This is a genomic window from Streptomyces sp. NPDC001927, assembly GCF_053594455.1.
Genome location: NZ_JBSFEN010000007.1, coordinates 435,350 through 460,626, shown reverse-complemented (window position 1 = coordinate 460,626; position 25,277 = coordinate 435,350). Strand labels below are relative to the sequence as shown.

Here is a 25,277-nt window from a genome sequence, read left to right as displayed (position 1 = left end):
TGCACCGCCTGAACTACGCTCGGGATCACCCGTGCGGAGACCCCCGCGGGATCGGCTCGTGCGCAGGTGGACGGGAGCGTGGCCCGTGACGGATCAGGCGGTGGCAGCGGCGGGCGGGGTGCGGAACTTCTACGGCCGACAGCGCGAGTTGAAGGCCCTGCGCGCCGACATCGAACGGACCGGACTCGACACCCTCGCCGGCCACAAGGCACCCCGCGCGCGCGTCCTCCTGATCGCCGGACGCCCCGGCTCCGGGCGGACCGCGCTCGCCGCGGAGCTCGTCGCCGGACTCGCCACCGCCTACCCCGACGGGGTGTTCCGCGCCCGGCTCACCGAACCCGGCGGCGACCCGGTCCCCACCGCGCGGGCCGCCCAGGCCCTGCTGAAGGACCTCGGCGTCCAGGAGCCGCCCGGCGCGGGCGAGGACGAGCTGACCGAACTCGTCCGCGACGCCCTCGCCGAGCGCCGGGCGGTCCTCGTCCTCGACGACTCCGTCGACGCCGAACAGGTCGACCCGCTGATCCCGGACAACCCCGACGCCCTCGTCGTCGCCGTCGCCAAGGGGCCGCTCACCGGCATCCCCGACGTCCGGCCCTGCACCCTCGGCGGCCTCGACCCCAAGTCGGCGATCGAGATGCTCACCGGCTACACCGGCTCCGTACGCGTCACGGTCGACCCGCAGGCCGCCGAGAGCCTCGCGGAGGAGTGCGGCGGGCAGCCCGCCGCCGTCGTCCTGGCCGGCGGCTGGCTCGCCGCCCGCCCCAAGGCCTCCGTCGCCGACCTCGCCAAGCGGCTGCGGGCCCTCTCCGGCGACCCGCTCTCCCGCGCGTTCCAGCTGGTCCACGAGTCCCTGGCGCAGCCGGCCGCGCGGATACTGCGCTACCTCACCCTCGCCCCGCTCGGCCGGGCCGACGCCCACACCGCCTCCGCCCTGGCCGGCTGCTCCGTCTCGGCGGCGGCGACGACCCTGGCCGACTTCGTCGGCCTCGGTCTCGTCACCGAGGGCGAGGACGGCCAGTACGAGCTGCCCGGCCATCTCGTCCCGGCGCTCCGCGAGCGGATGGAGGAGCGCGACCGGCCCGCCGAGGTGCAGCTCGCCCGCGCCCGGATGCTGGAGCGGACCGTACGGCTCCTCCAGTCCTGCCGCGCGGTCACCGAGCCCGAGGGGTCCACGGCCCACAAGAAGCTCGCCGGACTGCCCCGCGCCCTGCGCTTCCCCAGCGTGCCGGCCGCCGCCGACTGGCTGGAGAGCCGCCGGCCCGTGCTGCTCGCCTCCGCCCGTCTCGCCGTCGCCGACGGCGAGCTCGACACCCTGGCCCGCCGGCTGGTCGCCGCCCTGGTCAGGGCCGAGACCGCGCACCGGGGCGCCGAGGCCGCGGCGCCCGAGCTCTACGGGCTGCACCAGCTGGTCCTGGACGTGGCCGAGCGGCGCGGACTGCACCGGGAGCGGGCCGCCGCGCTGCTCAATCTCGCCGACCTCGACGCGAGGACCGGCCGCACCCAGGACGCCCTGGCCCGCTACCGGGCCGCTCTGGACGCCGGACGGGCCGCGAACGACCCGTACGCGATCGGCCGCGCGATGGAATCCGTAGGCGGTTCCCACCAGGAGCTGGGGGACTGGCAGCGGGCCGCCGACTGGTACGGGCGGGCCCTCGCCCAGCGCCTCGCCCGGGACGAGCGCGCCGACCAGGCCCGGCTGTACGCCCGGCTGGGCGCGGTGCAGACCTACGCCGGCCGCTACGGCGAGGCCCTGCGGAACTGGCGCGCCGCCGCCGCGGGCTACCGGCGCCTGGCCGATCTCCCCGGCCACGCGCGGGCGTTGAGCGAGGCGGCCCGGGTCCAGGAGTACGCCGGACGGCCCGAGGAGTCGCTGCGGACCTGCGAGGAGGCGGTGGAGTGGGCCCGGCGGGCCCAGGACGTGCGGCTTCAGGCCGCGCTCCAGCTGCGGCTCGCGGACACCCTCGACCGGCTCGGTGACCCCGCGGCGGCCCGTTTGCACCGGTCCGCGGCCGAAAGACTCCTCGGAGGCGAACCTTCCGCCTACGAAATCCGTAGTGCTTCCGTCGAAGAATAATGCTTTGCAAGGCTAGACACGGGGAACTCCTTCATTAGACTGGGTGCGCCGCGATCGACCGCGGTCTGCCCCGGTGCGCCCCCTTGCATCCGGGTATGTATCGCAGTGCACCCCCCGTTTCCCCTGATTCAAGGACCGTGATCGACGATGAAGGTCGGCATCCCCCGCGAGGTCAAGAACAACGAGTTCCGCGTGGCCATCACCCCCGCCGGTGTCCACGAGCTCGTCCGCAACGGCCACCAGGTCTTCATCGAGCAGAACGCCGGTGTGGGCTCCTCGATCACGGACGAGGAGTACGTCTCCGCCGGTGCGCAGATCCTGCCCACCGCCGACGAGGTCTGGGCCACGGCCGACCTGCTCCTCAAGGTCAAGGAGCCCATCGCGGAGGAGTACCACCGCCTCCGCAAGGACCAGACCCTCTTCACGTACCTGCACCTCGCCGCCTCGCGCGAGTGCACGGACGCGCTCCTCGAGTCCGGCACCACCGCCATCGCCTACGAGACCGTCGAGACCGCGAACCGCGCCCTGCCGCTGCTCGCCCCGATGTCCGAGGTCGCGGGCCGCCTGGCCCCGCAGGTCGGCGCCTACCACCTGATGCGCTCGGTCGGCGGCCGCGGCGTGCTCCCCGGCGGCGTCCCCGGCACCCACGCCGGCGAGTGCGTCGTCATCGGCGGCGGCGTCTCCGGCTGGAACGCCACCCAGATCGCCGTCGGCATGGGCTTCCACGTGACCCTGCTCGACCGCGACATCAACAAGCTCCGCGAGGCCGACAAGATCTTCGGCACCAAGGTGAAGACGATCGTCTCCAACGCCTACGAGCTGGAGAAGGCCGTCATCGAGGCCGACCTCGTCATCGGCGCCGTCCTCATCCCGGGCGCCAAGGCCCCGAAGCTGGTCACCAACGAGCTCGTCGCCAAGATGAAGCCCGGAAGTGTCCTTGTCGACATCGCGATCGACCAGGGCGGCTGCTTCGAGGACTCGCACGCGACCACCCACGCCGAGCCGACCTTCCAGGTCCACAACTCGGTCTTCTACTGCGTCGCCAACATGCCGGGCGCGGTGCCGAACACCTCCACGTACGCCCTCACCAACGCCACGCTGCCCTACATCGTGTCGCTGGCGAACAACGGCTGGGTCGAGGCGCTGCGCCGCGACGCCGCGCTGGCCCTGGGCCTCAACACCCATGACGGCAAGGTGGTTTACAAGGAGGTTGCCGAGGCGCACGGCCTCGAGCACGTCGAGCTGAACACCCTCCTGGGCTGACCTTCCCCGGCGTCGCGTCAAGGCGCGCCGTCAACCTCACGCATCCGGCCACGTCCGGGGCGCCGTGCAACTCGCCTCGAACGTAACCCTTTAACCGTTTCGCGCACCCCCGAAACGTGTGGATGCGTGGCCGCGCACCCTTGACAGAGGGGTGTTCGGTTGCCGACACATCGGGCCGGGTCCGGCGGATTGTGTTGCTGCGGAGCGGTGACACGCCATAGAGTCGCCAACCGTCGGCATGGTGCCACGCTGACCTATCGATAAATGTTCCTGGTCACATCCAAGGAGGTAAGACGACTTGTGAATGAGTCGACATTTACTCCCGGGGGCGGACAGCCAGGAATCCCTGTCGGCTCCGTCGCCGTCCGGACGTTCGCGACCGCCGCGAACCACGCGACCCACGCGACGCATCAGCCCGTGACGACAGCCCACACGATGAAGATGATGGACGGCCTACACGTGAACGCCACGGCCGGCAACGAGAGTGGCCGAGAGTCCACCCACTTCGCCGCCTACGACGAGGTGCCCGAGGGGCACTTCTACGACCCTGACGCCGAGTACGAGCCCGACCCGGAGTACGCGGCCACCCTCGCACCCGACGCTGCCCGTCAGCGCCGCGAGCGGATCGGCCCCACCGGACGGCCCCTGCCGTACTTCCCGATCCCGGGTCCGCTGACCGACCACGGCCCCGCGAAGATCATCGCGATGTGCAACCAGAAGGGCGGCGTCGGCAAGACCACGTCGACCATCAACCTGGGTGCCGCGCTCGCGGAGTACGGACGGCGGGTGCTGCTCGTCGACTTCGACCCGCAGGGAGCCCTGTCGGTCGGTCTCGGTGTGAACCCGATGGAGCTCGACCTCACCGTCTACAACCTGCTCATGGAGCGGGGCATGTCGGCGGACGAGGTGCTCCTCAAGACCGCCGTGCCCAACATGGACCTGCTGCCGAGCAACATCGACCTCTCGGCGGCCGAGGTGCAGTTGGTCAGCGAGGTCGCGCGCGAGTCGACGCTGCAGCGCGCCCTGAAGCCGCTGATGAACGACTACGACTACATCGTGATCGACTGTCAGCCCTCGCTCGGCCTGCTGACCGTGAACGCCCTGACGGCGGCTCACAAGGTCATCGTGCCGCTGGAATGCGAGTTCTTCGCGCTCCGCGGTGTGGCGCTGCTGACCGAGACGATCGAGAAGGTCCAGGAGCGGCTCAACCCGGAGCTGGAGCTCGACGGGATCCTCGCCACGATGTACGACTCCCGTACGGTGCACAGCCGTGAGGTGCTCGCGCGCGTGGTCGAAGCCTTCGACGACCACGTCTACCACACCGTCATCGGCCGTACCGTGCGCTTCCCGGAGACCACGGTCGCCGGTGAGCCGATCACGACGTACGCGTCGAACTCGGTGGGTGCCGCCGCCTATCGTCAGCTCGCCAGGGAGGTGCTCGCCCGGTGTCACGCCGAGTGAGTCTGCCCGGCGCCGACGAACTGTTCCGTACGACCGGGGGGATGGCGCTCCAGTCCTCCTCGCCCCGTGGCCGGGTACCGGCTCCGGCCGGCGAGAGCGACACGGAGGCGGCGGAGGGCGGCTCCGCGTCCGGGCCCGGATCGGGTGCGGGCAGCGGTACCGGCTCAGGTCCCGGCTCGGGCTCCGGTTCGGCCGAGCACTCGGCGGCGCAGCCCGCGGAGCAGTCGGAGCCGAGGTCGCGTGGCGCGGAGTCCCAGGGTCCCGCGCCGGCCCCGGCGCCCGCCGCCCAGGCGCGCAGGCGCGGCCGGTCGCCGAACCGGCGGCCGAGCGGGCGCGAGCGGCACGACGAGAAGATCACGGTCTACGTCTCCGCCGAGGAGCTGATGGACCTGGAGCACGCCCGCCTCGTGCTCCGGGGCGAGCACGGCCTGGCCGTGGACCGGGGCCGGATCGTCCGTGAGGCGGTCGCGGTGGTCCTGGCAGACCTGGAGTCCCGGGGCGACGCGAGCATTCTCGTGCGCCGCCTGCGCGGTCGCTGAGGGTAGCCTGCGGGCTGCGAAGCCCTCTGCCCCTCTCTGGACCCCGATGCCCCCACCCCCTGCCGAAACGTCCCGCCCACCGCGCCGCCGCGCCCTGGGCCAGGGCCCAGGCACGGGCACGCCCCCGTCCAGGGGGCCTGAGGCCCCCGGCCCGGCCCCGGAGGAGCCGATGGAGGCCCGGGACGCCGTGGAGTCCACGGAGCCTGCGGAGGCCCCGGAGACCGTCGAGGTTCCGGAGCCCGTGGAGCCTGTGGAGGTGCTGGAGCCCCACCCGGCTGTCCCGCCGGACGAGCCCGCGACGCCACCGGCCCCCGAGCCCCTGCCCTCGGAGGGCGAGGCGTCCGCGGTCGGGGGCGCCGGCTCGGGCGTGCCCGGGGAAACCCCGGCAGCTGCCGACGCAGCGCTGCCCGACGACGGGCGGTTCACCGTTCGGCTCGCGAACTTCGAGGGGCCGTTCGACCTGCTCCTCCAGCTCATCTCCAAGCACAAGCTCGACGTCACCGAGGTCGCCCTCTCCAAGGTCACCGACGAGTTCATGGTGCACATCCGCGCCATGGGCCCCGACTGGGACCTCGACCAGACCACCGAGTTCCTCGTCGTCGCAGCGACCCTGCTCGACCTCAAGGCCGCCCGGCTGCTGCCCGCCGCCGAGGTGGAGGACGAGGCCGACCTCGCGCTCCTGGAGGCGCGGGACCTGCTCTTCGCGCGGCTGCTCCAGTACCGCGCGTACAAGCAGATCGCCTCGATCTTCGAGGACCGCTGGGAGACCGAGGGGCGGCGCCACCCCCGTACCGTCGGCCTGGAGGCCCACCACGCCGAGCTGCTGCCCGAGGTCGTCATCTCCATCGGCGCCGAGGGCTTCGCCAAGCTCGCCGTGAAGGCGATGCAGCCCAAGGCCAAGCCGCAGGTGTACGTCGACCACATCCACGCCCCGCTCGTCAGCGTCCGCGAGCAGGCCGGTCTCGTCGTCGCCCTGCTGCGCGAGCGCGGCAGCGTCAGCTTCCGGGAGCTCGCCGAGGGCGCCGCCGACACCCTCACCGTCGTCGCCCGCTTCCTCGCCCTCCTGGAGCTCTACCGCGAGAAGGCGGTCTCCCTCGACCAGGAGGACGCCCTCGGCGAGCTGACCGTCACCTGGGTCGGCGGGGAGCAGGAGACGCAGGTGACCGACGAGTTCGATCAAGTAGTGGAGGAGAAGGCATGAGCGACCTCGAACACGACCTCAAGCCCGCCCTCGAAGCCGTCCTCATGGTCGTCGACGAGCCGGCCACCGAGGTCCACCTCGCCAAGGTCCTGGAGCGGACCCCGCGCGAGGTCGCCGACGCCCTGCGCGAGCTCGCCGACGAGTACACCGTGCAGCGCCGCGGTTTCGAGCTGCGCCTCGTCGCGGGCGGCTGGCGCTTCTACTCCCGCCCGGAGCACGCCGCCGCCGTCGAGGCCTTCGTCCTCGACGGGCAGCAGGCGCGCCTCACCCAGGCGGCCCTGGAGACCCTCGCCGTCGTCGCGTACCGCCAGCCGGTCAGCCGTTCCCGGGTCTCCGCCGTACGCGGAGTGAACTGTGACGGGGTCATGCGGACCCTCCTCCAGCGCGGTCTTGTGGAGGAGGCGGGCGCGGAACCCGAAACAGGTGCGATCCTGTACAGGACGACGAACTACTTCCTGGAGCGGATGGGCCTGCGCGGCCTGGAGGAGCTCCCGGAGCTCGCGCCCTTCCTCCCCGAGGCGGACGCGATCGAGGCGGACACGCTGGAAGGGGTCCCGTCGTTCGATCCGGATCTCCCGGATCGCGAAGACGCAGACGACAAGACGACGGACATTTGATGCGAAGCAGCAGCGGCAGGAACAGCGGAAACAACGGCGGGAGCCGTGGTGGCAACAGCGGTGGCCGCGGCGGCAGCGGCGGCGGCCGCGCGGGCGGCAGCGGAGGCGGTGGCGGTTACCGGGGCGGCGGTGGCACCGGTGGCGGTGGCGGTTACCGGGGTGCCGGTGGCGGCGGTGGCCGCGACGACAGGCAGGGCGGCGACCGGCCGCGCAACCCGCGCCCCGAGGAGCGCCGCTACGACGTGGGCAGCGCGTCCGAGGCCCCGAAGAAGGGCCGCGGGGCTGCGGCCCGCGGTGGCGCCAAGGGCGGCCCGAAGTCGCCCCAGGGCGGCACCCCGCCTCGTCGTGGCCCGCACGGGCAGCGGCAGTCCCCGGCCCGCTCGCGCGAGCTCGACGCCAGGATCGAGCAGCGCAACCGCGAGCGGTACGAGAACCGGCCCGAGATCAAGACCCCGAAGACGTTCCCCGGCGCCGAGCAGGAGGGCGAGCGGCTGCAGAAGGTGCTCGCCCGCGCCGGCATGGGCTCGCGACGCGCCTGCGAGGAGCTGATCGAGCAGGCCAGGGTCGAGGTCAACGGCGAGATCGTGCTCGAGCAGGGCATGCGCGTGGACCCGGAGAAGGACGAGATCAAGGTCGACGGTCTGACCGTCGCGACCCAGTCGTACATCTTCTTCGCGCTGAACAAGCCGGCCGGTGTCGTCTCCACGATGGAGGACCCCGACGGCCGCCAGTGCCTCGGCGACTACGTCAACAACCGCGAGACCCGGCTCTTCCACGTCGGCCGGCTCGACACCGAGACCGAGGGCATCATCCTCCTCACCAACCACGGTGAGCTGGCCCACCGCCTCACGCACCCCAAGTACGGCGTGAAGAAGACCTACCTGGCGGCCATCACCGGTCCGCTGCCCCGCGAGGTCGGCCGGATGCTCAAGGACGGCATCCAGCTGGAGGACGGCTACGCCCGCGCCGACCACTTCCGCGTCGTGGAGCAGGTCGGCAAGAACTACCTGGTCGAGGTCACGCTGCACGAGGGCCGCAAGCACATCGTGCGCCGGATGCTCGCCGAGGCGGGCTTCCCGGTCGAGAAGCTGGTCCGCACCTCCTTCGGCCCGATCGGCCTGGGCGACCAGAAGTCCGGCTGGCTGCGCCGCCTGACCAACACCGAGGTCGGCATGCTGATGAAGGAAGTCGGCATGTAAGCCGTACCTCTACGACGAGAAGCCCGTGACCGCCCTGCGGTCGCGGGCTTTTTCGTACTTGTGGGCGAAGCCCGCGGCCCTTTATAGTCAACATGACTCTTAAGGAGGTGGGTGTGAGCCTCGCGGACGTACTCGAACCCCTGCAACAGCCGCTCTTCACCCTGCTCGACACCCCGGTCAGCTGGACCGAGGTCCTCGGCTTCGGCAGCGGGGCGCTCTGCGTCTGGCTCGTCGCCCGCCAGCACCTCGCCAACTGGCCCATCGGCATCGCCAACAACCTCTTCTTCGTCCTGCTCTTCACGCAGGCGGGGCTCTACGCCGACGCCGGCCTCCAGATCGTCTTCATCACCCTCGCCGTGTACGGCTGGTGGACCTGGACCCACGGGGGTGGACCAGGCTCCGACACCCTCCCGGTGCGCCGCACCACGCGCACGGAGTGGACCTGGCTGCTCACGGCGGGGGTGGTGGGGACCCTCGGCCTCACGCTGCTGCTCGACCGCGCGACCGACTCGACCGTCCCGTTCTGGGACGCCCTGACGACCGCGCTCTCCCTCATGGCGACCTACGGCCAGTGCCGCAAGCGCCTCGAGTCCTGGTGGCTCTGGATCGCCGCCGACATCGTGTACGTGCCCCTGTACGCGTACAAGGAGCTGTACCTGACCGCCCTGCTGTACGTCGGCTTCATGACGCTCTGCGTGCTCGGCCTGCGCGGCTGGAGCCGCGACCTCGACGCCCGGAGCCGTACGGTCGAGAGGGAGGCGGTCGCATGAAGCGCTACGGACACGGCCTGGTCCTCGGCAAGTTCTATCCGCCGCACGCCGGCCACCACCATCTCGTCCGCACCGCCCGCGAGCGCTGCGAGCGCCTCACCGTGCTGGTCTGCGCCTCCTCCGTGGAGACCCTGACCCTGGACGAGCGGGTCGCCTGGATGCGGGAGGTCCATCCCGACGCGCTGGTCGTGGGGGCCGTCGACGACATCCCCGTCGACCTCCACGACCCCGATGTGTGGTCCGCCCACATGGCCGTCTTCCGGGGCGCGGTGCGCGAGCCGGTCGACGCCGTCTTCACCTCGGAGCCGTACGGGGAGGAGCTGGGCCGCCGCTTCGGCGCCGACGCCGTCTGCGTCGACCCGGACCGTACGCTCTTCCCCGTCTCCGGCACCGCCGTCCGCAAGGACCCCGTCGGATCCTGGGACTTCCTCGAAGCGCCCGTGCGCGCCGCGCTCACCCGACGCGTGGTCGTCCTCGGCGCGGAGTCCACCGGGACGACCACGATGGCCCGGGCCCTCGCCGAGCACTACCGGGCCCGGGGCGGGGTCTGGGCCCGTACGCGCTGGGTGCCGGAGTTCGGGCGGGAGTTCAGCGAACTCAAGCTCGCCGAGCTGCGCGCGCTGCGCCCCGAGGCCACCTGGGAGGACGTGGCCTTCCACTCCGAGGACTTCCCGCTCATCGCGCTGCGCCAGGCCGAGTCGGAGGAAGCGGCGGCGCGGAGCGGTTCGCCGGTGCTCTTCTGCGACACCGACGCCTTCGCCACCACCATCTGGCACGAGCGGTACATGGGCACCGCGAGCCCCGCGACCGGCGAGATCGCCGCGCGCGGCCGGCAGCACCTGTGGCTCCTCACCGACCACCGGGGCGTCGCCTTCGAGGACGACGGGCTGCGCGACGGGGAGCACCTGCGGCCCTGGATGACCGCCCGCTTCCACACCCAGCTGGCCCACACCGGGCGCCGAGCGGCCCTGCTGACCGGACCGCACGAGGAACGCCTCGCGGCGGCGGTCGCCGCCGTGGACGCGCTGCTCGCCGAGGGCTGGAACCTCGCCGATCCCCTTCCGGAGCGCCGATGAACCCGTCCCCGCCTCCGTTTCCGTCCTCGGCCGTCGACGGCTACGACGCCGGCTCCTTCGAGCCCTTCGCCGTCACCGTCGACCTCGCCGTCTTCACGATCCGCGCCGACCGGCTGAACGTCCTGCTCGTCGAGCGGGGACAGCGGCCGTACGAAGGGACCTGGGCGCTCCCCGGCGGCTTCGTCCTGCCCCTCGAGTCCGCCGAGTCCGCCGCCCGCCGCGAACTGGCCGAGGAGACCGGCCTGTCCGAGGACACCGTCTCCGGACTGCACCTGGAACAGCTGCGGACGTACAGCGAACCGGACCGGGACCCCAGGATGCGGGTCGTCTCCGTCGCCTTCGCCGCGCTCGTCCCGGACGCCCCGGAGCCGCGCGGCGGCGGCGACGCGGTGCGGGCCCGCTGGATGCCGTACGGCGAGCACGGCGGGCTCGCCTTCGACCACGACCGGATCCTCGCCGACGCGCACGACCGGGTCGGCGCCAAGCTCGAGTACACGTGTCTCGCCACCGCCTTCTGCCCGCCCGAGTTCACCATCGGCGAGCTGCGGCAGGTGTACGAGACGGTCTGGGGCGTCGAACTCGACCGCCCCAACTTTCGGCGCAAGGTCCTCACCACGCCCGGCTTCGTCCGGGCCGTGGAGGGGCCGCCGCGCCTCACCGGCGGACGGGGGAAACCGGCCGCTCTCTACCGGGCGGGAGAGGCCACGGCCCTCCACCCGCCGTTGCTGCGACCGGAAGGACGATCCACATGACCCACCCCATGACGCGTCACGCGACGAAGCAGGGCGCCACGGGCGCGTTGATCGGCCTCGCGCTCGGGGACGCGCTCGGCTTCCCGACCGAGTTCAACGACGTGCCGGCGATCCTGGCGAAGTGCGGCCCCTGGCGGGCCATGGAGCTGCCGGTGCAGCGGGGCACGGCGTACATCACGGACGACACGCAGATGACGCTCGCCCTGGCGCGCGGCATCCGGACCGCCATGGACCGGGGCGTGCTCGCCCCGCAATCGATGGAGCCGCCGGTCCGCGAGGAGTTCGTGGCCTGGTACCACTCCCCGGAGAACAACAGGGCGCCCGGCAACACCTGCCTGAGCGCCTGTGACCTCCTCGACAGCGACCGTGTGTGGCAGGACGCCAGCCAGATCCACTCCAAGGGGTGCGGCGCCAATATGCGCGTGGCGCCGCTCGGGCTCGTGCCCGGTCTGAGCGAGGAGCAGCGGGCCGGCGCGGCCCAGTTCCAGGCGGCCCTCACCCACGGCCACCCCACCGCGCTCGCCGCCTCCGACCTGACCGCCCGCGCGGTGTACCTGCTCGCCCAGGGCGTCGACCCGACGGGCCTCGTCGGTCACCTGCGCTCGTACGCGTACGAGAACCGCTCCGTCTACCGCGAGGCCTGGCTCGGCGACCTGTGGACCCGCTCCCAGGACCCGTCGGCCCGGCACTTCGTCGAGCGCGGCTGGGACGAGTGCCTGGCGGTCCTGGAGCGGCTGGACGCCGTGCAGCGCACGGCGGACCCGGAGCTGGACCCCTGCACGTACACGGGCGACGGCTGGATCGCCGAGGAGGCCTTCGCGACCGGTCTGCTCTGCTTCCTGCTCTTCCCCGAGGAGCCCCTCACCGCCCTCCGCCGCGCCGCCTGCACCCGAGGCGACTCGGACTCCATCGCCTGCCTCGCGGGAGCCTTCGCCGGCGCCCACCTGGGCGCGGCGGCCTGGCCCGAGGCATGGACGAACCCGATCGAGCACCGCTCCGAACTCCTCACCCTGGGCGCCCTCTGGGACGCGTGAGCGCGGGCTGGGAAGCTGAGGCCATGACCGTAGCTCTCATACCGGAAGTCGACCTCTCCGCCGTGGTCGCGGAACAGCCCGATCCGCTCGTCTTCGCCACCGTCTCGGGGGCGCACCTGTACGGATTCCCGTCCCGGGACTCGGACGTGGACCTGCGCGGTGTGCACCTGCTGCCGGTGGAGGGGCTGATCGGGCTGCGCGAGCCCGAGGAGACCCGCAGTCGCATGTGGGACCGGGACGGCGTGGAGATGGACCTCGTCACGCACGACCTGCGGAAGTTCGTCCGGCTCATGCTGCGCCGCAACGGATACGTACTGGAGCAGCTGCTCTCCCCGTTGGTGGCCCACACATCGCAGGCGCACGCCGAACTCGTCTCCCTCGCACCCGATGTGCTCACGCACCACCACGCGCATCACTACCGTGGCTTCGCCGCGACACAGTGGCGGCTCTTCGAGAAGACGGAGGAGCTGAAGCCGCTCCTCTACACCCTCCGGGCGCTGCTCACCGGCATCCACCTGATGCGCTCCGGCGAGGTCCAGGCGCATCTGCCCACGCTGCTCGGGGAGGTCGCCGAGGCGCCCGCGTACGGGGCGGAGCTGATCGTGGCGAAGGCCGAGGCCGAGCACGGGGCGGCCGAGGTGGACCTGGCGCGGGTCCGCGAGGACGTGGAGGCGCTGCACGGGGTGCTGGACGCCGCGCACGCGGCGACGGCGCTCGGGGAGGCGCCGAAAGCCCTCGACGCGCTGCACGACTTCGTCGTGCGGGTGCGGCTGGAGGGCGTCCTAGACGTTCGAGGCGGCCGAGGCGTTCAGCGCGTGCAGGGCTGACGCGCGGCGGGCGCGGATCAGGAAGTCCTCGACGCGGGCGTGGTCCGGGGATGCCGGGAGGGGGGAGGTGGTCGCCGCCGCGTCGGCCTCCTCCGTCAGGCGGGTCATCCAGGACTCGACCTCCGTCCACGGGACCTCGCCGCGCTTCACCGCGAGGAGGCGGTCGCGGTCGGTGCCGACGTGGATGGTCAGTTCGCCGGTGCGCAGCAGGTCGCGGCAGCTCATCAGGAGGCGCAGCAGATGCATCGCGTGCTTCCAGCGCGGGTGACCGTACTGGCGGACGTCCGCGTCGAGCTTCCTGCGCTGCCCGCCCGCGTACCGGACGAAGGTCTGGTGCGCCTGGCGGGAGAGGAACGCCTCGCGGAGCGCGATCAGTTCGCGGCCGGTGTCGTCGATGTGCTCGACGACAGGGGAGTGCAGGCACTCCAGGACGTTCGGGTTGGCCCGAAGGGCCAGCTCGCAGAACCGCTCCAGCTCCCAGCTGAACTGCTCCTCCGCGGGCCCCTCCACATGCGCCGGCGGCTTGTCGAAGCGCCAGAACAGCGGCGTCGGGGCGAGGAAGACACCCCGGCGGTCGGTGTCGCTGTCCTCGGTGTCCAGACCGAAGGCACGCGACCCCATGACGCAGGAGTAGATCGTGTGGTCGCGCACCAGGTCTGCCGGAGTCATGCGGGTCAGGCTACGCGAGGGTGATGGACTCCCCGGACACGGTGATCTCCTCGGCCGGGAGCGGGCGCGTGGCCGGTCCGTTGACCACCGAGCCGTCCGTGATACGGAACTTGGAGCCGTGGCAGGCGCAGTCGATCGTGCCGTTCTCGACCTTGGCGACGATGCAGCCCTGGTGCGTGCAGATCGCCGAGAACGCCTTGAAGTCACCGGCGGTGGGCTGGGTGACGACGACCTTCTCCTCCTTGAAGATCGTGCCGCCGCCGACCGGGACGTCGCCCTTCGTGGTGAGGGCGTCCCCGGCCGGCGCCGAGCTCGGGGCCTCCGGCGAGGAGGTTTCCGGCGCCGACGTGGTCGGCTCGGCCGTCGTGGCCGGGCCCGTGGGCGTCGGGCTGTCGGTCGTACCGCCGTTGTCGCCGTCGGAGCCGCAGCCGGTGGCGAGCACGGCGACGGAACCCGCACCGGCCATCAGCACGGTACGGCGGTTCGTGGCTTCAGGATTCATGCCGTACAGCCTGCCCGCGCGCCCGGCCCCCTGGGGGCAACACGCCTAGATCCAGGGCGTCAGCTCCCTCGCACGGCCGTCGGAGTCCCGGCGCACCTCCAGGACGCCCGTGACGGCCGCCCGCTCGATCGGCCCGTAGACGTGCGGGAAGAGCGCGTCCTCCGAGCCCTCCCAGCGCACCTCGGCGCCCAACCTCGCCTCGTCGACGACCAGGACGAGCAGCGGACCGGCCACGTCCCGGTAGTGCGCGTCCGCGACCGTCAGCGCCGCGCTCTCGTCCGGCGAGCAGTGCACGAACCCCTCCGAGGCCAGCGAGGGCGGGGCGTAGGGGAGTTCGGGATCGGCGGACCATTCGTCCAGCGGTACGACATGCAGCAGCATGCCGACAGTTGTACCGCGCGCCCCGCGACCGCCGGATACCCCGAGTGGCGGAATGGTCCAGTCTGGGTGACATTGACCGTGTTCCGTACCGGAGTGAAAGGCAGGACCATGGCTGGAAACGATCTCGGCAGTCTGCTCGGCGGACTCCTGGGCGGCAGCGGTCAGCAGGGCGCGGGCGGCGGGGGCAACATCCTCGGCTCCCTGCTCGGCGCGCTGATGAGCGGCGGGAAGGGCGGGGCAGCCGGCTCCAACCCGCTGGGCGGGCTCATGGAGATGCTGACCACGTCGGGCCTCGCGGACCAGGCCCAGTCCTGGGTCGGCAGCGGCGAGAACAAGCCGGTGACCGGTCAGCAGGTCGCCGAGGCACTCCCCGACGAGACGCTCCAGAAGGTCGCCCAGGACGCCGGAGTCAGCCCCCAGCAGGCCGCCGACGAGATCGCCCAGGTCCTGCCCCAGGCCGTCGACAAGCTGACCCCCCAGGGCCAGGTGCCGTCGGGCTCCCTGGAGGACCTCATCAGGCAGCAGCAGCTCTGACCCGAGCCCCGACCCACCCGGCGGCGGCCCCCTCGTCTCGGAGGGCGGTCGCCGCGACGGTGTGTCCGCCCGGCTGACTAGGCTGATCGGAGCATTCTCGAAAGACGCGGGTCAGGTAAGGAGCACGACGTGGCGGTACGAGCGGTCCGAGGCGCCGTCCAGCTGGAACGGGACGAGGCCGGACACATGAGTGAGCAGGTCGAGGAGCTGCTCACCGCCGTCCTGGAACGCAACGGCCTCACCCCCGACGACCTGATCAGCATCTGGTTCACCGCCACCCCCGATCTGCACAGCGACTTCCCGGCCGCCGCCGCGCGCCGGATCGGCATCGTCGACGTGCCGTTGATCTGCGCGCAGGAACTGGACATCGAGGGCGCCATGCCGAGGGTCGTACGACTCCTCGCGCACATCGAGTCGGAGCTGCCCAAGTCCGCGATCGCGCACGTGTACCTCGGTGCCGCGGCCGCCCTGCGCAAGGACATCGCCCAGTGAGAACCGCGCTCGTCATCGGAACCGGCCTGATCGGCACCTCGGCGGCGCTCGCGCTCGCCGGACGCGGCATCGCCGTCCACCTCCGCGACCACGACCCCGCCCGCGCCCGCACGGCCGCGGCGCTCGGCGCCGGCACCGACGAGGCGCCCGAGGGGCCCGTCGACCTCGCGATCGTCGCCGTACCCCCGGCGCACGTGGCCACCACGCTCGCCACCGCCATGCGCGAGGGCGTCGCGCGCGGCTACCTGGACGTCGCGAGCGTCAAGGGCGGCCCGAAGCGCGAGCTGGAGGCGCTGGGGCTCGACCTCACCGCCTACATCGGCACGCACCCGATGTCCGGCAAGGAGCGCTCGGGACCGCTGGCCGGCACCGCCGACCTCTTCGAGGGCCGCCCCTGGGTCCTCACCCCGACCCGCGACACCGACACCGAGGTCCTGAACCTGGCCCTGGAGCTGGTCGCGCTCTGCCGCGCCGTCCCGGTCGTCATGGACGCCGACGCCCACGACCGCGCGGTCGCGCTCGTCTCGCACACCCCGCAGCTGGTCTCCTCGATGGTCGCCGCCCGCCTGCAGGAGGCCGACGAGACGGCGGTACGGCTCTGTGGGCAGGGCATCCGCGACGTCACCCGGATCGCGGCCTCCGACCCGCGCATGTGGGTCGAGATCCTGTCGGCGAACCCCGGTCCCGTCGCCGACGTCCTCTCCGGCGTCGCGGCCGACCTGGACGAGACGGTGCGGGCGCTCCGCTCCCTGCAGTCCTCCGACGAGGACAAGCGCCGCGAGGGCACCGACGGCGTCGAGGACGTCCTGCGCCGGGGCAACGCGGGGCGCGCCCGGGTCCCGGGCAAGCACGGCGCGGCGCCGACGCAGTACGAGACCGTCGCCGTCCTCATCAGCGACCAGCCGGGCGAGCTGGCCCGGATCTTCGCGGACGCGGGCCGCGCGGGCGTCAACATCGAGGACGTCCGCATCGAGCACGCGACGGGGCAGCAGGCGGGTCTGGTCCAGCTCATGGTCGAGCCGTCGGCCGCGCCCACGCTCGGCGCGGCGCTGCGGGAACGGGGCTGGGCCCTGCGGGCGGGGTGACAGGGGGCCCGCGGAGGGTGCTCGGCCAGACGGGTGGCCGGGACTCGGTAACCTTGGGGTGGCCCCCCGCGTTCCGCGCGGCCTCTCCGCTCACCCCAGGAAGGTGTTCCCCACCGTGGAAACCGTGATCGTCGCCATCGACGGGCCCTCCGGCACGGGCAAGTCGAGCACCTCGAAGGCGGTTGCCGCCAAGCTGGGGCTGAGCTACCTCGACACCGGCGCGCAGTACCGGGCGATTACCTGGTGGATGATCAGCAACGGCGTCGACGTGCACGACACCGACGCCGTCGCCAACGCCTCCTCGAAGCCCGTGATCGTCTCCGGCACGGACCCGTCCCGCCCGACGATCACCGTCGACGGCGCCGACGCCGCCGGGCCCATCCGTACCGAAGAGGTCACCTCCAAGGTCAGCGCGGTCAGCGCCGTCCCCGAGGTACGGGCCCTGATCACCGAGCTGCAGCGGACCATCGCCCGGAACGCCGAGGGCGGCATCGTCGTCGAGGGCCGGGACATCGGCACCACCGTCCTCCCGGACGCCGACCTCAAGATCTTTCTCACCGCGTCCCCCGAGGCCCGTGCCGCCCGCCGCTCCGGCGAGCTCAAGGGCGCCGACGTGGCCGCCACCCAGCAGGCCCTGATCAAGCGGGACGCGGCGGACTCCAGCCGCAAGACCTCCCCGCTCGCCAAGGCCGACGACGCCGTCGAGGTCGACACCACCGACCTCACCCTGGACCAGGTCATCGAGTGTGTCGTGACCCTTGTCGAGGAGAAGAGGGCGGCATCGAAGTGACCCAGCCCTCCAAGCGGGGCGCCGCCGTCGGGCACGGCATCGGCATCGGGCTGATGCACGGCCTGTGGAGGCCGCGCGTCCTCGGCGCCTGGCGGGTGCCGGCCGCCGGCCCCGTCATCCTCGCCATCAATCACGCGCACAACGTCGACGGCCCCATGGTCCAGGGCACGGCTCCCCGGCCGGTGCACTTCCTGATCAAGAAGGAAGCCTTCGTGGGACCCCTCGGGCCCTTCCTGGAGCGCATCGGGCAGGTCAAGGTCGACCGGGACAGCACCGACCGGAACGCGATAGGCAACGCCCTCGCGGTCCTGGAGCACGGCGGAGTCCTCGGGATCTTCCCCGAGGGCACCCGCGGCGAGGGCGACTTCGCCTCCCTGCGCGCCGGCCTCGCGTACTTCGCCGTCCGCAGCGGCGCGCCGATCGTCCCCGTCGCCGTGCTGGGAAGTTCCGAGCGGCGCGGACGGTTGGTCAAGGCACTGCCTCCGCTGCGCAGCCGCGTCGACGTCGTCTTCGGTGAGGCCTTCGAGGCCGGTGACGGCACCGGCCGCCGCACCCGCAAGGCCCTGGACGAGGCCACCGTACGTATTCAGGAGCGGCTGACCGCCCACCTGAAAAACGCCAGGCGCCTCACCGGGCGCTGAGCGACACTCTCAGTAGTGGGCTCCCGGGCTCAGACCCGTCGAGTACCCACCGACCACGAATGATCAAGGAACGGACTTCATGAACGACCAGCACGACCACGGGGCACTTGGCGACGCCGAGTACGCGGAGTTCATGGAGCTCGCCGCGGGAGAGGGCTTCGACGTCGAGGAGGTCGAAGGCGCGATCGAGGAGGCCGGGCACGGCCCGCTCCCCGTCCTCGCCGTCGTCGGCCGCCCCAATGTCGGCAAGTCGACCCTGGTGAACCGGATCATCGGCCGCCGCGAGGCCGTCGTCGAGGACAAGCCCGGCGTCACCCGCGACCGCGTCACCTACGAGGCCGAATGGGCCGGCCGCCGCTTCAAGGTCGTCGACACCGGCGGCTGGGAGCAGGACGTCCTCGGCATCGACGCCTCCGTCGCCGCCCAGGCGGAGTACGCCATCGAGGCCGCCGACGCCTGTGTCTTCGTCGTGGACGCCACCGTCGGCGCCACCGACACCGACGAGGCCGTCGTCAAGCTGCTGCGCCGCGCCGGCAAGCCCGTCGTCCTCTGCGCCAACAAGGTCGACGGCCCCTCCGGCGAGGCCGACGCCACCGCCCTGTGGTCGCTGGGCCTCGGCGAGCCGTACCCGGTCTCCTCGCTGCACGGCCGCGGTACGGGCGACATGCTCGACGCCGTCCTGGAGGCTCTGCCCGAGGCCCCCGCGCAGACCTTCGGCAACGCGATCGGCGGCCCCCGCCGCGTCGCGCTCATCGGCCGCCCGAACGTCGGCAAGTCCTCGCTCCTGAACAAGGTCGCCAACGAGGACCGCGTCGTCGTCAACGAGCTGGCCGGCACCACCCGCGACCCGGTCGACGAGCTGATCGAGCTCGGCGGCAAGGTCTGGAAGTTCGTCGACACCGCCGGCATCCGCAAGAAGGTCCACCTCCAGGAGGGCGCGGACTACTACGCCTCCCTGCGCACCGCCGCCGCGGTCGAGAAGGCCGAGGTCGCCGTCGTCCTGATCGACACCACCGACAACATCTCGGTCCAGGACCAGCGCATCATCACGATGGCCGTGGAGTCGGGCCGCGCACTCGTCATCGCCTACAACAAGTGGGACGAGCTGGACGAGGAGCGGCGCTACTACCTGGAGCGCGAGATCGAGACCGAGATGCAGCAGGTCGCCTGGGCGCCCCGGGTCAACGTCTCCGCCAAGACCGGCCGCCACATGGACAAGCTCGTCCCGGCGATCGAGACCGCGCTCGCCGGCTGGGAGACCCGCGTCCCCACCGGCCGCCTCAACGCCTTCCTCGGCGAGCTGGTCGCCGCCCACCCGCACCCGGTCCGCGGCGGCAAGCAGCCCCGCATCCTCTTCGGTACGCAGGCGGGCACCAAGCCGCCCCGGTTCGTCCTCTTCGCCTCCGGCTTCCTGGAGGCCGGCTACCGCCGCTTCGTCGAGCGTCGGCTGCGCGAGGAGTTCGGCTTCGAGGGCACGCCGATCCACATCTCGGTGCGGGTCCGCGAGAAGCGCAGCCGTAAGAAGTAGCCGGCGCGGCGACGAGCACGCATACGGCGGAGGGCCGGGGCGATCTGCCCCGGCCCTCCGCCGTATCGCTTCCCGTCCGTACCGCTCGGGCCTACAGCCCCCTGCGGGGCCCCGGCGGGAGTGCCGCCGGGACGTGGTGCTGCGCCGACCACGCCGCCGGTTGCGCCGTGTACCGGTGGTGTCCGTGTCCCTGGACCTGGACTCCGTACAGACCCGTGCTCACCTGCGTCCCGAAGGCCCGGAAGCCGAGGTCCTCCTCGCCGCTGCGATCACCCGGCAGCGTGCGAAAGGACCTGCGGTACTCCGAGTACAGCGCGTCGTAGATCGGCGTCGTCGACTGGCCTCCCACGAGGTCCTGCGCAGGGCGCATGGAGGGGATCGAACCGGGAACGGGCTGGCGGAGTGGGTCGTATGTGTGCACGTATGTGCCAACGACCCCGCCCTCCGTCGGATGCGGGCGGCTCTCGGAAAGAGGAGGCTGCCGCTGCCGGGGCACGGTCGGAACCCCATGACCACCAGGGACGTACGGCCGTCCTATGGCGGGGCGCCCGTGCTCCGTCACGTGCCGGCCAGCGGCATCGCGGCGGCCACCAGACGGCCGTTGGCCGCGGCCTTCTCCAGGGCGTCGCGGAGCAGGTCCTCGCGCGGCTGCTGGCCGATCGAGCCCACCGGCGCCGCGAAGACCAGGACCGTGTGCGACTTGTTGGCCGCCGCGCGCCAGCCCTCGGTGACCTGGAGCGGCTGGTGCGCCTGCCACCAGGCCGCCTGGCCGGTGCCGCCCGTACCCGGCTGGAGCACCGAGTGCAGCTGGCCCATGGCGACGAGCACGGACCAGCCCGGCAGCGTGCCCGGCTTCTGGTTCACGTCCCCGATCGGCTGGAAGCCCTGCTCGACCAGGAGCGGCAGGAACTCGTCACTCAGCCCGTCGGTGCCCGGGCGGGCGACCGGCGCGGTCGGTTCGACCACGAGCGCCGGGTGCAGCTCGCCCTCGATCAGGACGAGACCGCTGGTGACACCCAGGACCGCCTGCTCGGGGTGGGCGGCGCTGAGCTCGTCCGCCGCGTCGGTGGCGGCGATGGAGCGGACGGCGCCCTGGAGCTGCTCCTCGGCTACCTTGACGACCTGGGACGGAATGCAGCTGGCGTGGGCGAACGCCAGGACGGCGGTCTCCTCGCCGACGAACAGCACCGTGCTCGTGCGCTCCTGGTCGGAGTCGCCCGGCGTGCGACAGGAGGTGCAGTCGTAGCTGCCCGGGGCGTTGTCGCCGGCGAGCAGCCGGTCCGCTTCTTCGTCGCCGATCTCGGCGCGTACGTCCTCGCTGACGTCGAGCATGCGCGGCACGGGGGGCTCCCTGGACTCGGTACGTGCGACGCCGGGCGGATCCCGGCTCGTCTCATGACGAGTTCAACGGGGAAGGATCGGCCGGGGTCACGCGTCCGGGTGCGGCAACTTGTGTGACTCCGACCGGGTGGGGGACGCGCGTCCTCCCGCGCGGCACGGCGCCGGCACGGGGGTGTGCTGCCTAGCCTGCCGCGATGTCGAAGATCAGATTGTGGGCAGTGGGCGCGTCGGCGGTTTCGCTCATGGCGCTCGTTCCGGCCCCTTCGTCGGCCCTCGCACCGACGCCGGCGTCGGCGCGGGCCGCGGGCGGGCTGTCGGTGAAGGCGGCGCCCGCGTACGCCTGCGCCAAGGACCAATGGCCGTGGGGCTGCGTCGCCGAGTGCGAGAGCAGCGGCCGCTGGCACATCAACACCGGCAACGGTTTCTACGGCGGACTCCAGTTCTGGCAGCCGACCTGGGAGGAGCACGGCGGCCTGAAGTACGCCAGGCGCGCCGACCTGGCGACCCGTCAGCAGCAGATCACCATCGCGGAGGAGGTGCTGCGCACCCAGGGCTGGGGGGCCTGGCCGGTCTGCTCGAAGCGGTACGGGCTCAGTGGGCGGGCCCATGTGGTGCAGCAGGGCGACACGCTCAGCAAGGTCGCGAAGCGGTTCGGGATCGCGGGCGGCTGGCAGGCGCTGTACAAGGCGAACCGGAGCGTGGTGGGGGCGGATCCGAACCGGCTGATGGTCGGCACGATGCTGCGGATCTCGCCGCTCACCGTGCTGGGGTGAACTCGCGGGGCTGAGCTCACCCTGCTGAGGTGAACTCCGCCGCCTCGCCGCTGAACGCGAGGGAGCCGCGGCGGAGTTCGTGGAGGAGCGTGCCGGGTGGGAGACCGGGGGGAGGGCGCTGCTCGGCGAGGACGACGGCGGCGCCGCCCGGCCGGGCGAGGGCGATGAGCAGCCCGTACGTACGGGAGGAGACCTCGGGCGACAGGCCGAGGGACGGCTCGTCGACCAGGACCACGCGGGCGGGGGTCAGGAGGGCCCGGGAGAGCGCGAGCATCCGGCGCTCGCCGCCGGAGAGGGTGCCGGCGGTGCGGGGGAGGAGGGCGGTGAGTTCGGGGTACGCGGCGAGGGCCTGATCCCGGTCCCCGGGGGCCAGGTCCAGGTTCTCGGCCACCGTGAGCGTCGCGTACACCGCTCGGAGGTCCGGTACGAAGCAGAGTCCGCGGCGCGCCCGGGCGTGGGCGTGGAGGCGGGTCACGTCCGCGCCGCGCCACAGGACCCGGCCGGAGGAGAGGGGCACCGTGCCCGCGAGGGCGCGCAGAGCGGTCGTGCGGCCGGAGCCGTTGCGGCCGACGAGGACGGTGACGGTCGCGGCCGGGACGGGCAGGTCGAGGCCGTGCAGGGCCTCCAGGGGGCCGTAGCGGACGTGGGCGGCCCGCAGGGCGATCTCGACGCTCATGACACGATCCGGCCCCCTTCCATGGTGTGCACGGTATGGGCGAGGCCGGCGACCAGGTCCGGGTCGTGCTCGACGACGAGCACGGTGAGGCCGTCGGCGGCGAGGGCGGCCAGGATCCGGGCGAGGGCCTCGGTCTCGGCGGCGTCCAGACCGGCGGACGGCTCGTCCAGGAGGAGCGTGTGCGGGCGGCCGGCGAGGGCCCGGGCCAGCTCGACCCGGCGCAGGGTGCCGGTGGGGAGGTCGGCGGCCGGGTGGTGGCGGACGGGGCCGGCGAGGCCGAGAAGACGGAGGGCCTGTTCGGTGTGGGCGGGGGAGCGGTGGTGGCCCTGCTCGGCGCCGAGGCGGACGTTGTCCTCGACGGTGAGGGACGGGAAGACGGCGAACTGCTGGAAGGAGCGGACGACGCCGAGGCGCGTGCGGACGTGGGCGGGGCGGGCGGTGATGTCGGCGCCGTCGAGGGTGACGTGCCCGGCGGTGGGGCGGAGGGTGCCGGCGAGGCAGTCGAAGAGGGTGCTCTTGCCGGCGCCGTTGGGGCCGACGAGGGCGGTGACGCGGCCGGGGGTGAGGGCGAGGGTGACGTGGGAGAGGGCGGTGAGGCCGCCGGGGTGGGTGAGGGTGAGGTCGTGCGCGCGCAGCCTCGCGGGGGCGGGTGCGGGTGCGGGTGCGGTGGGCGCGGGGGCGCGCCGGTGGGGGTGCGCCCGGCCTTCGGCCGGGCTGGGGTTCCCACCCGCACCACCCGTGCGAGGAGGGGATTCGTCTGCGGGTCCACCTGTGGGTGGTCGTTCGCCGTCGGCGGGTGCGGGGGGTCGCCCCGATTTCGGGAGCCAGGACGTCAGTGGGGGGATTCTGCCTGTCAGGGCTGCCAGGATGCCGATCGTGGCCGCCGCCACGCCGCCTCTCGTGCCTGCGTCCAGGCCCACCAGGAGCGCCGCGGCCGCCAGGGGCGAGAGGAGGCTGTCGGCGCCCAGGACGACGATCGCGGCGAACCAGAGGAGGCCGCGGACCGGGTCGTAGGCCTCCGGGTCGAAGGCGCGCAGGCCCATGCCCAGGAGGCCGCCGCCCAGGGCCGCGAGGGCGGCGCCCAGGACGAAGGCCAGGAGCTTGAGCCGGCTGACCCGTACCCCGGACGCCTCCGCGCCCGCCTCGTGGTCGCGGAGGGCGGCGAGCGCGCGGCCCGTGCGGCCCCGGCGCAGGGCCGCGACCAGGACCAGGCAGCCGGCCAGGACCACCAGCTCCAGGGCGTAGTAGCGGCGGTCGTCCGCGAAGCCCGCCGGGCGGCCGAGCTCCAGGCCCGCCGTCGCGTACGGCTGGACGAACACGAACCGGCTCACCGCCACCCCGACCGCCAGCGTCACGAGCGCCAGGGCGAGCCCGTGCCGCCGGATCGCCGGCCACCCCGTCACCAGGCCCAGCGGGGCGACCAGGAGCACCGCGAGCGCCAGGGCCAGGAGCTCCGGCAGGCCGCCGGCCGCGAGCAGCGCCGTGAAGAGGGCGCCCAGGCCCGCGTACGCCGCCTGGCCCAGCGCGATCTGCCCGCCCCGGCCCGTCACCACCACCAGCGAGAGCAGCACGATCGCGAGCGCGGGCACCTGGATCGCCGTGTGCAGGTCCGTCCCGGCGAAGCCCAGCGGGAGCAGGAAGAGCACCCCGACCGTGAACCACACCCCTGTAGGGGTCCTGGGCGCGACCGCGGGCGGCGGCAGCGAGTCCCTTCCCCGCCCGCCCACCCCCGGTACGACCAGGGCGGCCACGAGCAGCGCCACCACGAACAGGTTCGTCCCCACCGCCTGGACCAGCGGTCCCGCCCAGCCCTCCGGGTGGAGGCGGGTCATCTGCGCCTGGGCCACGCCCAGCGCGAGGGCCGTCACGATGGCGACCGGCAGGCTGCGCATCCGGGCCACCACCGCGACCGCGATCACCTCGACGACCAGGAGCGGCATCCCGTACGGGTCGAGCCGTACGTACGGGGCCAGCAGCACCCCTGTGAGCCCCGCCGTGAACGCGCCGAACGCCCAGCCGCCCGCCGCGACCCGGTCCGCGTCGATCCCGCCGAGCATCGCCAGCGGCCGGTTGTCCACGACCGCCCGCAGCTCCCGCCCGAACCGGGTCCACCGGGTCACCGCGCCCACCGCCACCGCAAGCAGCACCACCGCCGCGAGCTGCGTCCACGGATCGTCGCCGAGGAGCACCGGCGCGTCCGCCCGCGCTCCCGTGCCCCACAACAGCGCCGCGCCGCCCACCAGAAGCACGAAGACCCCGATGGAGGCGACCAGGGTCTGCGCCGGGTTCGAGCCGAGCAGCGCGAGCGGGCGGAACACCGCCCGGTCCAGGACAAGGCCGATCCCGGGCGCGACCACAAGGAGCGTCACCAGCGCGGCCGGCGGGAGCGGCCAGCCCCACTCGACCACCAACTGCCGCAGGACGTACGCGCAGACCATGGCGATCGCGCCGTGCGCCAGATTGAGCACCCCGGTCGCCCGGTAGGTGACGATCAGACCGATGCCGGTGAGCGCGGCGGCGCTGCCGACCGCGAGTCCGGCGAGGGTGAGGTCGTACGTCAGCGAGGCCACGGCTCACACACCGGACAGGGGTCGAGCTCCGCCTCCCCGGCCGGTTCGGCGTCCGCCCGGCCCGCCACCAACGGGCAGTCGGGGCGGTGTGCGAGGGTTCCGCCCGGCACCCGGACCGGGGGTGCGGTGGAGGAGGGCGGGGGATCGGTTTCGGCCTCCGCCCCGCCCGGAAGGGCCGACGGCGTCGGAGCCCGGTCGCCGCCCGCCGACCCCGCCCCGAGCAGCGCCCCGGCCACCCACACCGCGCCCGCCACGATCAGGGCCGCCCCCGGCACCGTGCACGAGGCGAGGTAGGGCAGCTGGCGCTCCGCGAAGCGCTCGCCGGAGATCCCGTACCAGCCCAGGACGCAGAGCACCGCGCCCCCGGCGACCGCAGCGAGGCCGCCCCACAGCAGAACGCGGGATGTCGGCACGGGACCTCCCTCGGCTCGGGCCCCCACCCATTTCATGCTGAATATTCTCTTCCTTGCGCTATGTCGGGA

The 25,277-nt window shown here is 72.9% G+C and carries 27 protein-coding genes; 19 read left to right on the top strand and 8 right to left on the bottom strand.

Annotation, left to right across the window (positions count from 1 at the left end; all coding sequences use genetic code 11):
• Positions 1-85 precede the first annotated feature (85 nt).
• The 12 genes from ACWCO8_RS21930 (at position 86) to ACWCO8_RS21875 (ending at position 12,813) form a co-directional block, all read left to right on the top strand.
• A complete protein-coding gene (locus ACWCO8_RS21930) occupies positions 86-2,074 on the top strand; it encodes a tetratricopeptide repeat protein (RefSeq protein ID WP_451033609.1) in 1,989 nt (662 codons plus the stop codon).
• 147 nt (positions 2,075-2,221) lie between these two features.
• Positions 2,222-3,337: an alanine dehydrogenase gene (gene ald / locus ACWCO8_RS21925; RefSeq protein ID WP_362004097.1), complete on the top strand. Its 1,116-nt coding sequence runs from the start codon at positions 2,222-2,224 to the stop codon at positions 3,335-3,337.
• A 435-nt stretch (positions 3,338-3,772) separates the two neighbouring features.
• Positions 3,773-4,798 carry a ParA family protein gene (locus ACWCO8_RS21920; protein WP_329125763.1) on the top strand — a complete coding sequence of 342 codons (1,026 nt, stop codon included), beginning with the start codon at positions 3,773-3,775 and terminating at the stop codon, positions 4,796-4,798.
• Positions 4,795-5,337 carry a hypothetical protein gene (locus tag ACWCO8_RS21915; RefSeq protein WP_451033640.1) on the top strand — a complete coding sequence of 181 codons (543 nt, stop codon included), beginning with the start codon at positions 4,795-4,797 and terminating at the stop codon, positions 5,335-5,337. Before ACWCO8_RS21920 ends, ACWCO8_RS21915 begins: the two co-directional genes overlap by 4 nt.
• A 46-nt stretch (positions 5,338-5,383) precedes the next feature.
• Positions 5,384-6,538, top strand: coding sequence for a segregation and condensation protein A (locus tag ACWCO8_RS21910; protein WP_451033608.1), 1,155 nt, complete (start codon positions 5,384-5,386; stop codon positions 6,536-6,538).
• The gene (gene scpB, locus ACWCO8_RS21905; protein WP_451033607.1) at positions 6,535-7,155 is read left to right on the top strand and encodes an SMC-Scp complex subunit ScpB; all 621 of its coding nucleotides are present in this window, start codon (positions 6,535-6,537) and stop codon (positions 7,153-7,155) included. Before ACWCO8_RS21910 ends, scpB begins: the two co-directional genes overlap by 4 nt.
• A complete protein-coding gene (locus tag ACWCO8_RS21900; RefSeq protein ID WP_451033606.1) occupies positions 7,155-8,354 on the top strand; it encodes a pseudouridine synthase in 1,200 nt (399 codons plus the stop codon). Before scpB ends, ACWCO8_RS21900 begins: the two co-directional genes overlap by 1 nt.
• A gap of 113 nt (positions 8,355-8,467) precedes the next feature.
• On the top strand, positions 8,468-9,124 hold the full coding sequence (gene pnuC / locus ACWCO8_RS21895; RefSeq protein WP_451033605.1) for a nicotinamide riboside transporter PnuC: 657 nt from the start codon (positions 8,468-8,470) through the stop codon (positions 9,122-9,124).
• Positions 9,121-10,200, top strand: coding sequence for an AAA family ATPase (locus ACWCO8_RS21890; protein ID WP_451033604.1), 1,080 nt, complete (start codon positions 9,121-9,123; stop codon positions 10,198-10,200). Before pnuC ends, ACWCO8_RS21890 begins: the two co-directional genes overlap by 4 nt.
• The gene (locus tag ACWCO8_RS21885; protein WP_451033603.1) at positions 10,197-10,952 is read left to right on the top strand and encodes an NUDIX hydrolase; all 756 of its coding nucleotides are present in this window, start codon (positions 10,197-10,199) and stop codon (positions 10,950-10,952) included. Before ACWCO8_RS21890 ends, ACWCO8_RS21885 begins: the two co-directional genes overlap by 4 nt.
• Positions 10,953-10,960: 8 nt before the next feature.
• A complete protein-coding gene (locus ACWCO8_RS21880; protein WP_451033639.1) occupies positions 10,961-11,986 on the top strand; it encodes an ADP-ribosylglycohydrolase family protein in 1,026 nt (341 codons plus the stop codon).
• Between the two features lie 23 nt (positions 11,987-12,009).
• On the top strand, positions 12,010-12,813 hold the full coding sequence (locus ACWCO8_RS21875; RefSeq protein ID WP_451033602.1) for a nucleotidyltransferase domain-containing protein: 804 nt from the start codon (positions 12,010-12,012) through the stop codon (positions 12,811-12,813).
• Here the strand turns inward: ACWCO8_RS21875 and ACWCO8_RS21870 are convergent.
• The 3 genes from ACWCO8_RS21870 to ACWCO8_RS21860 are packed head-to-tail and all read right to left on the bottom strand — an operon-like array spanning position 12,769 to position 14,365.
• Positions 12,769-13,482, bottom strand: coding sequence for a nucleotidyltransferase domain-containing protein (locus ACWCO8_RS21870; RefSeq protein ID WP_451033601.1), 714 nt, complete (start codon positions 13,480-13,482; stop codon positions 12,769-12,771). The genes ACWCO8_RS21875 and ACWCO8_RS21870 overlap by 45 nt on opposite strands.
• A 10-nt stretch (positions 13,483-13,492) precedes the next feature.
• Positions 13,493-13,984, bottom strand: coding sequence for a Rieske (2Fe-2S) protein (locus tag ACWCO8_RS21865; protein WP_451033600.1), 492 nt, complete (start codon positions 13,982-13,984; stop codon positions 13,493-13,495).
• A gap of 45 nt (positions 13,985-14,029) precedes the next feature.
• Complete coding sequence (locus ACWCO8_RS21860) at positions 14,030-14,365, bottom strand: DUF952 domain-containing protein (RefSeq protein ID WP_451033599.1); 336 nt, start codon at positions 14,363-14,365, stop codon at positions 14,030-14,032.
• 108 nt (positions 14,366-14,473) lie between these two features.
• Here ACWCO8_RS21860 and ACWCO8_RS21855 point away from each other — a divergent pair, with 108 nt between their 5' ends.
• The 6 genes from ACWCO8_RS21855 to der all read left to right on the top strand — a co-directional run bounded on the left by ACWCO8_RS21855 (position 14,474) and on the right by der (position 19,435).
• Positions 14,474-14,899 (top strand): YidB family protein, encoded by a 426-nt coding sequence (locus ACWCO8_RS21855; RefSeq protein ID WP_362004123.1) that lies wholly within the window; start codon positions 14,474-14,476, stop codon positions 14,897-14,899.
• A gap of 129 nt (positions 14,900-15,028) precedes the next feature.
• Positions 15,029-15,391, top strand: coding sequence for a chorismate mutase (gene aroH, locus ACWCO8_RS21850; RefSeq protein ID WP_362004126.1), 363 nt, complete (start codon positions 15,029-15,031; stop codon positions 15,389-15,391).
• A complete protein-coding gene (locus tag ACWCO8_RS21845) occupies positions 15,388-16,476 on the top strand; it encodes a prephenate dehydrogenase (protein ID WP_362004128.1) in 1,089 nt (362 codons plus the stop codon). The genes aroH and ACWCO8_RS21845 overlap by 4 nt, the downstream gene beginning before the upstream one ends.
• Positions 16,477-16,579: 103 nt before the next feature.
• Complete coding sequence (gene cmk, locus ACWCO8_RS21840; protein WP_451033598.1) at positions 16,580-17,266, top strand: (d)CMP kinase; 687 nt, start codon at positions 16,580-16,582, stop codon at positions 17,264-17,266.
• Positions 17,221-17,907, top strand: coding sequence for a lysophospholipid acyltransferase family protein (locus ACWCO8_RS21835; RefSeq protein WP_451033597.1), 687 nt, complete (start codon positions 17,221-17,223; stop codon positions 17,905-17,907). The genes cmk and ACWCO8_RS21835 overlap by 46 nt, the downstream gene beginning before the upstream one ends.
• Before the next feature lie 79 nt (positions 17,908-17,986).
• Positions 17,987-19,435, top strand: coding sequence for a ribosome biogenesis GTPase Der (gene der / locus ACWCO8_RS21830; protein ID WP_362004133.1), 1,449 nt, complete (start codon positions 17,987-17,989; stop codon positions 19,433-19,435).
• A 91-nt stretch (positions 19,436-19,526) separates the two neighbouring features.
• Here der and ACWCO8_RS21825 read toward each other — a convergent pair whose 3' ends face one another.
• Positions 19,527-19,805: a hypothetical protein gene (locus ACWCO8_RS21825; RefSeq protein ID WP_362004136.1), complete on the bottom strand. Its 279-nt coding sequence runs from the start codon at positions 19,803-19,805 to the stop codon at positions 19,527-19,529.
• Positions 19,806-19,993: 188 nt separating this feature from the next.
• On the bottom strand, positions 19,994-20,776 hold the full coding sequence (locus ACWCO8_RS21820; RefSeq protein WP_451033596.1) for a hypothetical protein: 783 nt from the start codon (positions 20,774-20,776) through the stop codon (positions 19,994-19,996).
• Positions 20,777-20,970: 194 nt separating this feature from the next.
• On the opposite strand from ACWCO8_RS21820, the gene ACWCO8_RS21815 reads away from it, so the two are divergent.
• Positions 20,971-21,549, top strand: coding sequence for a LysM peptidoglycan-binding domain-containing protein (locus ACWCO8_RS21815; protein WP_451033595.1), 579 nt, complete (start codon positions 20,971-20,973; stop codon positions 21,547-21,549).
• A 16-nt stretch (positions 21,550-21,565) separates the two neighbouring features.
• Here the strand turns inward: ACWCO8_RS21815 and ACWCO8_RS21810 are convergent, their stop codons facing one another.
• From ACWCO8_RS21810 to ACWCO8_RS21800, 3 genes are read right to left on the bottom strand one after another with little or no spacing between them, the layout of a single operon-like run.
• A complete protein-coding gene (locus ACWCO8_RS21810; RefSeq protein WP_451033594.1) occupies positions 21,566-22,225 on the bottom strand; it encodes an ATP-binding cassette domain-containing protein in 660 nt (219 codons plus the stop codon).
• Positions 22,222-24,795, bottom strand: a complete 2,574-nt coding sequence (locus tag ACWCO8_RS21805) for an ABC transporter permease subunit (RefSeq protein ID WP_451033593.1) — start codon at positions 24,793-24,795, stop codon at positions 22,222-22,224. Before ACWCO8_RS21805 ends, ACWCO8_RS21810 begins: the two co-directional genes overlap by 4 nt.
• A complete protein-coding gene (locus ACWCO8_RS21800; protein ID WP_451033592.1) occupies positions 24,783-25,208 on the bottom strand; it encodes a hypothetical protein in 426 nt (141 codons plus the stop codon). The genes ACWCO8_RS21805 and ACWCO8_RS21800 overlap by 13 nt, the downstream gene beginning before the upstream one ends.
• Between the last annotated feature and the right edge of the window lie 69 nt (positions 25,209-25,277).

Excerpts from the sequence above, each read along its gene's own strand:
- ald (WP_362004097.1), top strand. The coding sequence starts at position 2,222 with ATGAAGGTCGGCATCCCCCGCGAGGTCAAGAACAACGAGTTCCGCGTG.
- ACWCO8_RS21920 (WP_329125763.1), top strand. The coding sequence starts at position 3,773 with ATGAAGATGATGGACGGCCTACACGTGAACGCCACGGCCGGCAACGAG.
- ACWCO8_RS21910 (WP_451033608.1), top strand. The coding sequence starts at position 5,384 with ATGCCCCCACCCCCTGCCGAAACGTCCCGCCCACCGCGCCGCCGCGCC.
- scpB (WP_451033607.1), top strand. The coding sequence starts at position 6,535 with ATGAGCGACCTCGAACACGACCTCAAGCCCGCCCTCGAAGCCGTCCTC.
- ACWCO8_RS21900 (WP_451033606.1), top strand. The coding sequence starts at position 7,155 with ATGCGAAGCAGCAGCGGCAGGAACAGCGGAAACAACGGCGGGAGCCGT.
- ACWCO8_RS21890 (WP_451033604.1), top strand. The coding sequence starts at position 9,121 with ATGAAGCGCTACGGACACGGCCTGGTCCTCGGCAAGTTCTATCCGCCG.
- ACWCO8_RS21885 (WP_451033603.1), top strand. The coding sequence starts at position 10,197 with ATGAACCCGTCCCCGCCTCCGTTTCCGTCCTCGGCCGTCGACGGCTAC.
- ACWCO8_RS21880 (WP_451033639.1), top strand. The coding sequence starts at position 10,961 with ATGACGCGTCACGCGACGAAGCAGGGCGCCACGGGCGCGTTGATCGGC.
- ACWCO8_RS21875 (WP_451033602.1), top strand. The coding sequence starts at position 12,010 with ATGACCGTAGCTCTCATACCGGAAGTCGACCTCTCCGCCGTGGTCGCG.
- ACWCO8_RS21870 (WP_451033601.1), bottom strand. The coding sequence starts at position 13,482 with ATGACTCCGGCAGACCTGGTGCGCGACCACACGATCTACTCCTGCGTC.
- ACWCO8_RS21865 (WP_451033600.1), bottom strand. The coding sequence starts at position 13,984 with ATGAATCCTGAAGCCACGAACCGCCGTACCGTGCTGATGGCCGGTGCG.
- ACWCO8_RS21860 (WP_451033599.1), bottom strand. The coding sequence starts at position 14,365 with ATGCTGCTGCATGTCGTACCGCTGGACGAATGGTCCGCCGATCCCGAA.
- ACWCO8_RS21855 (WP_362004123.1), top strand. The coding sequence starts at position 14,474 with ATGGCTGGAAACGATCTCGGCAGTCTGCTCGGCGGACTCCTGGGCGGC.
- der (WP_362004133.1), top strand. The coding sequence starts at position 17,987 with ATGAACGACCAGCACGACCACGGGGCACTTGGCGACGCCGAGTACGCG.
- ACWCO8_RS21825 (WP_362004136.1), bottom strand. The coding sequence starts at position 19,805 with ATGCGCCCTGCGCAGGACCTCGTGGGAGGCCAGTCGACGACGCCGATC.
- ACWCO8_RS21815 (WP_451033595.1), top strand. The coding sequence starts at position 20,971 with ATGTCGAAGATCAGATTGTGGGCAGTGGGCGCGTCGGCGGTTTCGCTC.
- ACWCO8_RS21810 (WP_451033594.1), bottom strand. The coding sequence starts at position 22,225 with ATGAGCGTCGAGATCGCCCTGCGGGCCGCCCACGTCCGCTACGGCCCC.